General features: G+C 55.6%; 14 protein-coding genes. 4 read left to right on the forward strand and 10 right to left on the reverse strand.

Going from position 1 to position 11,133, the window contains the following annotated elements; genetic code table 11:
* From Q0510_RS18130 to pdhA, 5 genes are all read right to left on the reverse strand, one after another.
* A partial coding sequence (locus Q0510_RS18130) for an EVE domain-containing protein (protein ID WP_298715027.1) occupies window positions 1-190 on the reverse strand: 190 nt, incomplete at its 3' end.
* A gap of 24 nt (window positions 191-214) precedes the next feature.
* A complete protein-coding gene (locus Q0510_RS18135; RefSeq protein WP_298715029.1) occupies window positions 215-934 on the reverse strand; it encodes a (Fe-S)-binding protein in 720 nt (239 codons plus the stop codon).
* 77 nt (window positions 935-1,011) lie between these two features.
* Window positions 1,012-1,515, reverse strand: a complete 504-nt coding sequence (ribH, locus tag Q0510_RS18140; protein WP_298715031.1) for a 6,7-dimethyl-8-ribityllumazine synthase — start codon at window positions 1,513-1,515, stop codon at window positions 1,012-1,014.
* A gap of 8 nt (window positions 1,516-1,523) precedes the next feature.
* On the reverse strand, window positions 1,524-2,225 hold the full coding sequence (locus tag Q0510_RS18145; protein WP_298715032.1) for a tetratricopeptide repeat protein: 702 nt from the start codon (window positions 2,223-2,225) through the stop codon (window positions 1,524-1,526).
* Between the two features lie 40 nt (window positions 2,226-2,265).
* Window positions 2,266-3,276, reverse strand: a complete 1,011-nt coding sequence (gene pdhA / locus Q0510_RS18150; protein WP_298715034.1) for a pyruvate dehydrogenase (acetyl-transferring) E1 component subunit alpha — start codon at window positions 3,274-3,276, stop codon at window positions 2,266-2,268.
* Window positions 3,277-3,395: 119 nt separating this feature from the next.
* On the opposite strand from pdhA, the gene recF reads away from it, so the two are divergent.
* Window positions 3,396-4,484 carry a DNA replication/repair protein RecF gene (gene recF, locus Q0510_RS18155; protein WP_298715036.1) on the forward strand — a complete coding sequence of 363 codons (1,089 nt, stop codon included), beginning with the start codon at window positions 3,396-3,398 and terminating at the stop codon, window positions 4,482-4,484.
* A gap of 10 nt (window positions 4,485-4,494) precedes the next feature.
* Here the strand turns inward: recF and Q0510_RS18160 are convergent, their stop codons facing one another.
* Entirely contained in the window at window positions 4,495-4,656 is a 162-nt protein-coding gene (locus tag Q0510_RS18160; protein ID WP_298715037.1) for a DUF1328 domain-containing protein, read from the reverse strand.
* Between the two features lie 133 nt (window positions 4,657-4,789).
* Between Q0510_RS18160 and Q0510_RS18165 the strand changes: the two genes are divergently transcribed.
* The gene (locus Q0510_RS18165) at window positions 4,790-6,013 is read left to right on the forward strand and encodes a TCR/Tet family MFS transporter (protein ID WP_298715039.1); all 1,224 of its coding nucleotides are present in this window, start codon (window positions 4,790-4,792) and stop codon (window positions 6,011-6,013) included.
* Window position 6,014: 1 nt separating this feature from the next.
* Here the strand turns inward: Q0510_RS18165 and Q0510_RS18170 are convergent, their stop codons facing one another.
* Both Q0510_RS18170 and Q0510_RS18175 read right to left on the reverse strand, forming a co-directional pair.
* Entirely contained in the window at window positions 6,015-6,668 is a 654-nt protein-coding gene (locus Q0510_RS18170; protein WP_298715040.1) for an NAD(P)-binding domain-containing protein, read from the reverse strand.
* Between the two features lie 45 nt (window positions 6,669-6,713).
* Window positions 6,714-7,451: a menaquinone biosynthetic enzyme MqnA/MqnD family protein gene (locus tag Q0510_RS18175; RefSeq protein WP_298715042.1), complete on the reverse strand. Its 738-nt coding sequence runs from the start codon at window positions 7,449-7,451 to the stop codon at window positions 6,714-6,716.
* Between the two features lie 92 nt (window positions 7,452-7,543).
* Here Q0510_RS18175 and purB point away from each other — a divergent pair, with 92 nt between their 5' ends.
* Together purB and Q0510_RS18185 are read left to right on the forward strand one after the other, a co-directional pair.
* Entirely contained in the window at window positions 7,544-8,884 is a 1,341-nt protein-coding gene (gene purB, locus Q0510_RS18180) for an adenylosuccinate lyase (RefSeq protein ID WP_298715043.1), read from the forward strand.
* Window positions 8,884-9,282: a thiol-disulfide oxidoreductase DCC family protein gene (locus tag Q0510_RS18185; protein WP_298715046.1), complete on the forward strand. Its 399-nt coding sequence runs from the start codon at window positions 8,884-8,886 to the stop codon at window positions 9,280-9,282. The genes purB and Q0510_RS18185 overlap by 1 nt, the downstream gene beginning before the upstream one ends.
* 126 nt (window positions 9,283-9,408) lie before the next feature.
* Here the strand turns inward: Q0510_RS18185 and Q0510_RS18190 are convergent, their stop codons facing one another.
* Window positions 9,409-10,275 carry an FKBP-type peptidyl-prolyl cis-trans isomerase gene (locus tag Q0510_RS18190; protein WP_298715048.1) on the reverse strand — a complete coding sequence of 289 codons (867 nt, stop codon included), beginning with the start codon at window positions 10,273-10,275 and terminating at the stop codon, window positions 9,409-9,411.
* 55 nt (window positions 10,276-10,330) lie between these two features.
* Window positions 10,331-11,133: DHH family phosphoesterase (locus Q0510_RS18195; RefSeq protein ID WP_298715050.1), on the reverse strand; the 803-nt coding region annotated here is incomplete at its 5' end.

Consider the following 11,133-nt stretch of genomic DNA (forward strand, 5'->3'; position numbering starts at 1 on the left):
CCTTGGCGATGCCTACGATTTCGAGGCCTTCGTTGCTGTGGTACCACAATACCTGGTCCCCTTTCTTCATGGAGCGGAGGTTGTTGCGGGCGGCGTAGTTGCGGACACCGTCCCAGAACGTCTGCTTGTCTTTCACGAATTGGTCCCAGGAATATTTGAACGGTTCCGATTTCACTAACCAATATTGCATTCCGAATTGCTTTATGATGCGGGATTACCAGCCACTGGCCAGTACGTCCGCGATGTGCATGATTTTAATGTTCTGTCCGTGTTTGCGGATGTAGCCGTCGAGGTGCATGAGGCAGCTGAGGTCGGTGGAGATGAGGTAATCCGCGCCGGTGTCTGCCGAGTTGTGGACTTTCTGTTCGCCCATGCCGAGGGAGATGGGTTTGAACTTCACGGCGAAGGTGCCGCCGAATCCGCAGCAGGTTTCCGATTCGTTCATTTCGCGCAGTTCCAGTCCTTTCACGTTGGCCAGCAGTTTGCGCGGGCCTTCCTTGATGCCGCATTCGCGCAGGGCGCCGCAGGCGTCGTGGTAGGTGCCAACGCCTTCCAGTGTAGCGCCGAGGTCGGTTACTTTCAGCACGTCTGTCAGGAATTCGGTGAACTCGTACAGGTTTTTGCGGAGCAGCTTCACGTCGTTATGCGCGGCGGAATTATCGAACAGCTTGCCGTAATAGTTGCGCACAAAGCCGGTGCAGGAGCCGCTGGGCGCCACGATATAGTCGTATACGTGGAAGTCTTTGAGAAATTTGGTGGCTACGCTCCGGCACTCATCCTGGTAGCCTGCGTTGAAGGCGGGCTGGCCGCAGCAGGTCTGGTTGGGGTTGTAATGCACGGTGCAGCCCAGTTTCTCCAGGACTTTCACCATATTGAAGGCGGTTTCAGGAAAGAGCTGGTCTACGAAGCACGGTATGAAAAGGTGTACGTTCATGCTGATGGTATCAGTTTGTGTAATGAGCAGTCAAATGTACGGGCTTCCAGCAAATGTTACTGCCGTAAACTTCGCTTTTATCTTGCGCTTTTTGCCAACTGACGTTGAAATCCGATCATCTTCAGTGCGGTGAGCGCGCCCTCCTCTCCTTTATGGCCATGTGCGCCGCCGAGGCGGTCGGTAGCCTGTTCCACGGTGTTAACGGTGAGTACGCCGAAGATGACGGGAACGGGGAGCTCGAGGTTGAGTTGAAGGATACCGTCGGTAACGGCGTTGCAGACATAGTCGAAGTGCGGCGTTTCTCCGCGGATGACGCAGCCGAAGGCGATGATGGCCGAGGGTTGCAGCCCGGTGCCGCGGGTTTGTTCCCAGATTTGTTTGCAGGCGAAGGGCAGCTCGAAGGAGCCGGGCACGATATGGGTGCGATGGTCGATCTTATATTCGTCGAGCGTGCGCTGGCAGCCTGCTACCAGTTCGTTGGTGACGAAATCGTTCCATTCTGTAGATACAATAACAACACTGGCACCTTCCAGTTGAAGAGTGCCAGTGTTGTTGAGTAAAGTCTGATTATGTACGGACATTTCCCGGGTTATTTCACCACGCCCAATCTTGCCAGGTATTTCTCCATTTCACGGCCTTCGTTGGTGCGGGGGTATTTTTGTTTGATTTGTTGGTAAACGGCGATCGCTTCATCAGGTTTGTTGGCTTTTTCAAGGGCCAGGCCTGCGCGCATGAGGTACATGGGCGAAGTGATCTCGTTTTCGGAAGCGCCGGCTTTTTTGTAGTAGCTCACTGCGTCGGCGGCGTTGTTCAGTTCCATGTAAGCGTCGCCGATCAGGCCGTTTGCGATGGAAGATACAACGAGGTCGCCGCTGGAGAACTGCTTCAGCTGGTCGATGCCTTTCTGGTATTCGCCGAGGCGCACATGGCAAACGCCTGCGTAGTAACGGGCGAGGTTACCGGCTTTGGTGCTGCCATATTTGTCGATCACCTGGAGGAAACCGTAGTTGTTGCCGTCGCCGTTGAGCGCTTTGGCCAGGGAATCGGCCGCGAAGAAATTCTGCGCCTGGAAGATGGCTACCTGCGCTTTCTCTTCCGCCGGTGCTTTTACAAAATGCTTGTAGGCGTAATATCCGCCGAAGCCGATCACAAAAGCCAGCACCACGATATTGATGATGTTCTTGTTCTTGCCGTAGAAGTCAGAAGCCCTGTCTGCAGTGGCCTGCAGATCAAAGTCCTGTTTTTTCACCGCCGCTTCGGGCTGTTTGGTGTTTGCTTTATTTTCTGCCATGGTTGTTTGCATAAAATATAATAGGTAGACAGGGAATGGATTAGTCGACGATGAACGGATAGTCTTCCTGGATATAGACATCTTTCAGCAGCTCGTCGTCGGCCGGCCAGGGGCTTTCTTCCGCGAAGGTCACGGATTCTTCCACTTCTGCCTTTACTCTTTCCGCGATCGTATCCAGATCAGCCTGCGTAGCCCATTTGTTTTTCAGCAGCGTTTGCTCAACGATGGTCAGCGGGTCCCTGCCTTTATATTCTTCCACTTCTTCCTTGGTGCGGTATTTAGCCGGGTCGGACATGGAGTGGCCGCGGTAGCGGTATGTTTTGATTTCCAGCAGGGTCGGTCCGCCGCCTTCACGTGCACGGGTTACCGCGCGGGCAATGCCTTCGTGAACGGCTTCGCAGCTCATGCCGTCGATAGAATCGGCCGGCATTTCATAAGCGTCTGCCAGTTTGTAAATGTCGAGTACGTTGGAAGTACGCTCAACGGAAGTACCCATGGCGTAGTGGTTGTTCTCGCAGATGAATACTACGGGAAGTTTCCACAGCATGGCCATGTTGAACGTTTCGTGCAGCATACCCTGGCGGGCGGCGCCGTCGCCGAAGAATGCCAGCACTGCGTTATCGGTGCCCAGGTACTGCTCGGCGAACGCCAAACCCGCACCGGTACCTATCTGCGCGCCCACGATACCGTGACCGCCGAAAAAGCCGTGTTCTTTCGAGAAAAAGTGCATCGATCCGCCTTTGCCTTTGGAGCAGCCGGTAGCTTTACCGTACAGCTCGGCCATGCAGGCCTTCGCAGAAATCCCTTTCGCGATCGCCAATGCGTGGTCGCGGTATGCCGTAATGAATTTATCGCCGGGTTTCGTAGCCGTCATAGCACCTGCCGCGATCGCCTCCTGACCAATGTACAGGTGACAGAAACCGCGTATCTTCTGCATTCCGTATAATTGCCCTGCCTTCTCCTCGAAGCGACGCAGTAACAGCATCAATTCGTACCAGTACAGATATGTCTCTTTGGTGAATTTCGTTTTCACGTCTGTTAAAGTTTGCACTATTTCTAAATTTGTTCGCAAATATAACAGGAAAATCTGCAAATTCAAGCAATTTTGCAGAAGGATGTCTTAACCCCTTGCGGCAGACGGCATTCCGGCAGTTAAATGAATCAGACAGCTTGTTGACATTATCCTCCATAGCACTCACGCAATTCAAGAATTATTCGCACCGCAGCTTCCGGTTCCATTCCCGCATCGTCGGCATCACCGGCCGCAACGGATCGGGCAAAACCAACCTGCTCGACGCCATCTATTATCTCTGTTTCACCAAAAGCTATTTCTCCACCGCCGAAAGCCAGAACGTACAATATACCATGAACGGTTTCCGGCTGGAAGCGCAGCTCCGCCGCCACGCCCAGGACGAAAAGATCGTCTGTACCGTAAAGGACGGTAAAAAGGATATCGCGCTCAACGATGAGCCCTACGACCGCTTTTCCCGGCATATCGGGCATTTCCCCGCCGTCATGATCGCGCCGGATGATGCGGAAATCATCCTCGGCGGCTCGGAAGACCGCCGCAAGTGGCTCGACGGCCTCCTGTCGCAGCTCGTGCCCGGTTACCTCGATCATCTCCTGGCATACCATAAAGTACTCCAGCAGCGCAATTCCCTGCTCAAGACCATGGCTTCCATGATCCACAGCCCCGATCCGCTCCTCGATATCTTCGACGATCAGCTGGTGCAGCACGGGACGCCCGTGTATGAAGCCCGCAAAGCTTTCCTGCCTGCTTTTATCGACCAGGTGCAGGAACGCTACGATTACCTGGCCGGGAGCCACGAAACGGTGGCTTTCCGCTACCAGAGCCAGCTCAACGGGCAATCCCTGGCGCAGCTGTTGGCCCAGTCGCGGCTGCGCGACAAACAGGTGCAGCGCACGACCCAGGGCATCCACCGCGACGACCTGATGTTCCTACTCGACGAACACCCCATGAAAACGAGCGCCTCGCAAGGCCAGCGCAAGAGCTTTTTGTTTGCTCTCAAGCTGGCGCAATACGAGGCGATCCGCGCGCATAAGCGCTTCCCTCCCATCCTGTTGCTGGACGACGTGTTCGAAAAGCTGGACCAGGAAAGGGTTTCCCGGCTGATTCAGCTGGTGCTGCAGCCCGATTACGGGCAGGTCTTCATCACCGATACCCACGGGGAGCGCCTCCGGGAGGCTTTCGCCGCCTGCCCGGACGCCATCCAGCTCATTTCCATGCAGGAAACCTGATTTACGCGCACTAGCGCCGCATCAGGCCGCCGATGAGGGAAATCACGAACAGGACGAGGAAAATGAAGAAGAGGATCTTGGCAATGCCCACGGCGCCCGCCGCGATGCCGCCGAATCCGAATATGGCCGCCACGATGGCGATAATCAGGAATATAACTGCCCAACGTAACATAATAAAGGGTTTTAAAGTGAAACAATGATGTGATATGGAATGTTTGGCAAACATCATTCCATGAATGCAATATGTCATTTTACGCTTCCCGCCTTCCCTTATTCCTGTAGTTTTGCGCAAATTTCACCACACTATGCGGCGCTTTTCGGGTCCCTTGGCATTCATTTTCATTACTTTACTCATCGATTTCATCGGGTTCGGCATCATTGCCCCCGTGGTGCCCAAACTGATCGAACAACTCATCGGCGGCAACGAGAGCGACGCTTCCTGGTACGGCGGGTGGCTTACTTTCGCCTATGCGTTCATGCAATTCTTCTTCGCCCCCATTCTCGGGGGCCTGAGCGATAAATACGGCCGCCGCCCCGTACTGTTGTTGTCGATGGCCGGCATGGGGATCGATTACCTCTTCCTGGCCTTTGCGCCTACGATCTTCTGGTTGTTCGTGGGCCGGATTTTCATCGGTATCACCGGCGCGTCCATGACGGCCGCGCAGGCGTACATCGCCGATATCAGCGCTCCGGAAAAGCGGGCGCAGAACTTCGGGCTGGTAGGTATGGCCGTAGGGATCGGTTTTGTGCTGGGGCCGGTCATCGGCGGCACCGTGTCTGAAGCCTGGGGCCTGAGGGCGCCCTTCTTCCTCACGGCCGGGCTCTCGCTGCTGAACGCCCTCTACGGGTATTTTATCCTCCCGGAATCCCTGAAAATGGAAAACCGCAGGGCCTTCAGCTGGTCGCGCGCCAACCCCTGGGGCGGCCTGCGGCAACTGAAAAACTATCGTAGCATTTACGCACTCCTGGGCGCGGTGGCGCTCATCTTCACAGCGGCCCATGCCATCCAGAGCAACTGGACGTACTACACCATGCACGTATTCAAATGGTCGCAGGCCATGGTAGGCTATTCGCTGTCTTTTGCGGGATTGATGCTGATGATCGTCCAGGGCGGGCTGATCCGTATCGTTTTGCCGAAGATCGGCTACCACCGTGCGGTATATATCGGGTTGATTATTTATGGGGCATCTTTCCTTTTGTTCGCACTGGCCGGGGAAGGATGGATGATGTTCCCCATACTAGGGCTGTACGGTCTGTGGGGCATCTTCGGCCCGAGCCTGCAGGGTATCATCTCCAACCAGGTACCCCCCAACGAACAGGGCGAGCTGCAGGGTACTTTCACCAGCCTGATCAGCATTACCAATATAATCGGTCCCCTGCTGATGACCGGCCTGTTCCATGAATTCACGAAAACAGGCGCCAGGATCTATTTCCCCGCGGCGCCGTTCGCCATGGCCGCTGTGCTCACGCTATTGGGGGCCGTTCTGGCCATCCGGGCCTTCCGGAAGCATACCAAAACGGTTGCCTGATTTATTTGCGGAGCAGGGCGAAAGCATGGTCCCAGGTGCCGGTCCGGAAGCCGTAGGCACACCAGATCACGGCCAGGGACTCCAGGTGGCGGCTCATGGCGATGCCGCCGGTGTCCACAACATCCTTCCAGCCCAGCTGGCCGAGGATGTCGGTCACGGCGAGTTTGGCCAGGTCGTCGTTGCCCGCGATGAACATAGCCGGCGTGCCTTCCGCAAACGAGGGGGCGATCATGCCGTTGTTGCCGATGGAGTTGAGGGCTTTTACGACATGCGCTTCCTGGAGCCAGTTCTGCACCTGCTCCCCGCCCGATTGGGCATTGCCCGCGGAGAGGTGCAGGCGCCCCATGGCATCGGGGCCCTTGCCGTCCAGCGGGTTGGTTACGTCGATCACGATTTTTTTCTTGAAATTCCAGATACCGGCCATCTCGATGGCGGCTTTGGTGCCGGTCCACCCGGTGCAAAGCACCACCACATCTCCGAATGCGGCCGTTTCCGAGTATGTGCCTGCCTGGGCGGCGGGGTGCGCCGTCAGCCAATCCAGCAAGCCTTCCTTTTGCGTGTGCCGGGTACCGATCATCACTTGATGGCCGCGCGCCAGGAATGCGCCGGCCAAAGTCATTCCTACATCGCCGGACCCGAGGATGGCGATCTTCATACCGAACAGGTTTGCTCTATCCTAATTTAAGCAAATCCTGCGGGATTATTGCAGGTAAGCCAGAAAACGCTGCAGCCCCTGGCGTTTGCTCGGCGTGAGCCGGTAGCTGATGTTTTTGGTGTAGTAAACCGTCAGGTCGTAAGGCCCGTACGTGTTTTCCGCAACTACGGCGGGGATGTTGTTCAGCCCGATGGCGTTCGCGTCGTTGAACTGCTGGATGAATTCGATGGGCAGGGGCTTGTTGCTGATCCAGGCCGCGAACACGAAAGGCAGGCTGGTAAACCGGATCCAGTGCTCGGCCAGGTCGAAGATGAACGACGAAATCAGCCGCTGCTGCAGGGCCCTGTCGCCTATGACCAGCCCCGCGTCGGTACCGGTGATGAGGTTTTGGTAATCGCCGGTGGTTTCCACGAATTCGACATCCAGTTTCCAGTATTCGCGTACGAGCACTTTCAGGAGCGCCACGGAAGTGCGGCTCTGGTAGTCAAGGAAAATTCTTTTGATATCTTTCAGGGGTACTTCGCTGAAGAGGCAGACGGAGGCAACGGGGCCTTCTGCGCCGATGCAGAAATCGGAAATGATATGCGATTCCTTCAGTTTCGGGATGATCGCTACGGGAACCAGCCCTACATCCACCGTTCCATCTATCAGCTGTGCGGCTATTTTAGCCGGGTAATCCGCCGTCAGTTCCATGTTCCGCAGTACCGGGTGTTCCCTGAATCCGTATAATAAAGGCTTCGTATTCAGATAACTCACTGCTGCTACTTTTACTTTCCGTTCCAATTTCTGTAATTTTGAGCCTGCTAAATTAAAGTAATTCCCGTAATTACCTGCTTTGGGATAACCGGGGGCTTTATTGACAGGATAATATTAACATGATGCAATTACAAGCTTTAACTGCGATTTCCCCGGTAGACGGGCGTTACAGAGGCCAGCTCGAAGAACTGGCCCCTTATTTTTCCGAATATGCGTTGATCCGTTACCGTGTACAGGTGGAGGTGGAATACTTCATCGCCCTGTCCGAACAGAAGCTGTTCACCCTCCCCAAAGCCAAATTGCCGGCCCTGCGCGCCATCTACCGTGATTTCACCGTGGAGCAGGCGCAGCTGGTGAAAGACACTGAAAAAGTGACCAACCACGACGTGAAAGCCGTGGAATACTTCCTGAAAAACGAGCTGAAGCGCCTCGGGCTGGAAGATAAGCTGGAATGGGTGCATTTCGGCCTCACTTCCCAGGACGTGAACAACACCGCCACGCCCCTGCTCTGGAAAGACGCCATCGAGCACGTATACCTCCCGGCCATCTCCAACCTCATTCTCCACCTGAAGAAGCTGGCGAAAGAATGGAAAGCCGTTCCCATGCTCGCCCGCACCCACGGCCAGCCGGCTTCCCCCACCATCCTGGGCAAGGAGATCCAGGTGTTCGTGGAGCGCCTCGAAGGCCAGATCAAACTCCTCGGCGAGATCCCCTTCGCTGCCAAGTTCGGCGGCGCCACGGGCAATTTCAACGCCCACCACGTGGCCTTCCCGGCCATCAACTGGGAGAAGTTCGGCAACAAGTTCGTGAATAACAACCTTGGCCTGCAGCGCATGCAGTATACCACCCAGATCGAGCACTACGACAATATCGCCGCCCAGTTCGATACCCTCAAGCGCGTGAACAACGTGCTGGTGGATTTCGCCCGCGACGTGTGGACGTACATCTCGATGGATTACTTCAAGCAAAAAATCAAGAAAAACGAAGTGGGCTCCTCCGCCATGCCGCATAAGGTAAACCCGATCGATTTCGAGAACGCCGAAGGCAACCTGGGCATCGCCAATGCCCTGTTCGAGCACCTGGCGGCCAAACTGCCCATCTCCCGCCTCCAGCGCGACCTGACGGATTCCACCGTGCTACGCAACGTGGGCGTACCTTTTGCGCACAGCCTCCTGGCGCTGAAGAGCCTCGAGAAAGGCCTCAACAAGCTGATCCTCAACGCCGCCAAGCTGCACGAAGACCTGGAGCATAACTGGGCCGTAGTGGCGGAAGCCATCCAGACCGTACTGCGCCGCGAAAACTTCCCGCAGCCTTACGAGGCGCTGAAAGAGCTCACGCGCGGCGGGGAAGCGATCACGCAGAAAACGATGCATAAATTCATCGACGGGCTGAAAATCAGCGCTGCGCTGAAAAAAGAGCTGAAAGCCATCACCCCGCATAATTACACCGGTATTCACTAATGCAGGGAAAGGCCGTCATATTGTTCGACGGCGTTTGCCGCTTTTGCAACGGCAGCGTGAATTTCGTGCTGCGCCACGACAAATCTGGCCGTTTCCGCTTCGCTCCCCTGCAATCTGAACCCGGGCAGCGGCTGATGGCGGAACACGGCATCGACCGGGAAAAGACGGATTCGTTCGTGCTGATCGAAGGCGGGAAACCGTACCTGAAGAGCACGGCGGCTTTGCGGGTGGCCCGCGGGCTGGGGTTCCCCTGGAACCTGCTGTGGGCCTTCATGATCGTGCCCGCGTTCATCCGGAATGCCGTCTACGACCGGATCGCCCGGAACCGTTACCGCTGGTTCGGGAAGATGGACGCCTGTATGGTGCCGGATGCGGAGATGCGCAGCAAATTCCTTTAATGGTAATACCCATTCATACTAAGCCCCGTTCCCAATGCAGGAACGGGGCTTTTTCATGAGATGAGGGTAAAAAGAAAGCCCGGCGCGGTGGCCGGGCTTTACATATGTGCAATCTATTGCTTTTGCTTATTGTGCGGGAGCCGGGGGCGCGGCGGGAGCAGCGGGAGCGGGTTTCACTTCCAGCAGTTCCACGTCGAACACCAGGATGCTGTTCGGCTTGATAAAGGGACCGGAGCCGTTCAGGCCGTAAGCCAGGGAAGACGGGATCACGATCGTAGCTTTGGAACCTACTTTCAGCTGAGCCAGCGCATCGTCCCATCCCGGAATCACGCGGCCTTCGCCTACGTTGAATTTCAGGGGCTCCAGCGGCATGCCGGGGCGCAGGGTGCTGTCGGTATTGGAGTCGAACTTGGTGCCGTCGAGCAGCTTGCCGGTGTAGTTCACGCTCACTTCGTCGCCGGCTTTCGCCTGTGCGCCGGTACCAACAACGGTCTCGGCGATATAAACGCCTTTGGGAGACTTGCGGGTGTCCAGGTTATTTTTCTTGATGTATTCAGCGATTTCCTTCTCGTCTTTTTCGTTTTGTTTGGCGGAGGAATATTTGCTTTCTACTACGAATGCCACTTTCATCACATCACCTTTCTTTGCCATGGGGGGCATTTGGGGCATGGAGTCTACCGGCAGCAGGAACACGGCGCTATCGCCTTCGGTCAGCATCGCGAAACCATCCATGAGATCGTACTTGTTCATGGATTTTTGCAGCACCAGCGGCATGCCGGAGGGTGCCTGCTCGCGGGAAGACATCAGCGAGGAGTCGTTCAGGTAGGAAGAGAAGTGAACGAGGATGGTATCACCTTCTTTCAGTTTTTCGCCCTTCCCTTCTTTAGGAACGATGAACTCGATGCCGCCCGGTGTTTTCCTGGGACCGCTTTTACCGCAGCTGGCCAGGGCAAGGCCGCCCAGCGCAACAAGTAACAGATTGTTTGTTTTCATCTTTACGATTGAGTTTATGAGTGTTTCAACCGGTTTATCGGGCCGGTCAAGCTTTTTATTGCAAAATATCTTCGTTTTCGTGCATGGCGCGGATAAAGCGCTGCACGGTGCGGTCAAGCGAATCGGAACTCCTGCCGCCGGAGGCATTGAAATGGCCCCCGCCTTCGAAGTATTTCCGGGCAAAGGTATTTACGTCGAAATTGCCTTTGGAGCGGAAAGACAGCTTTACTTCCGAATTCCGGTCGATGATCAGCGCCGCTAATTTAATGCCTTGGATGGATAAAAGGAAATTTACCAGTCCTTCGGTGTCTCCCGTCTGCAGATCAAACCTTTTCAGGTCGCTGTAAGGGATGGCCATGATGGCCGTATTGGTCTCGTAAAACACTTCCATCCGGTTCAGCAGGCTATGCCCGATGAAGCGGAGGCGGTTTTCGAGGAAATTATCGTAAATGGCCTGGTGGATGTATTCGTGCTCCAGCCCTCTTTCCAGCAAGTCGGCCACCATACGGTGAACGCGGGCGCTGGTGGAGGCGAACCGGAAGGATCCGGTATCGGTCATGGTGCCGGCATAAATGCACTGCGCAATGTCGTTATCGATATAGTGTTCGTCGCCCAGGCGGTAGATGATCTCGTACACAAGCTGAGCGGTAGAGGCCGCGGTGGTGTCGCTCACGCCGAAATCGAACACGGGTTGGGGTTCGAGGTGATGATCGATGAGGACTTTCACGCTTTGCAGCTTTTCCAGGTGTGGTTCCATGTTCCGGGTGCGGCTCATGGCGTTGAAGTCGAGGCAGAAGAGGATCTCGGTGCCATCGAGGGCTTTCATCGCCTTGTCGTTCTGTGATTCGAAATCTACTA

This window comes from uncultured Chitinophaga sp. (assembly GCF_937874145.1).
Classification (GTDB): domain Bacteria; phylum Bacteroidota; class Bacteroidia; order Chitinophagales; family Chitinophagaceae; genus Chitinophaga.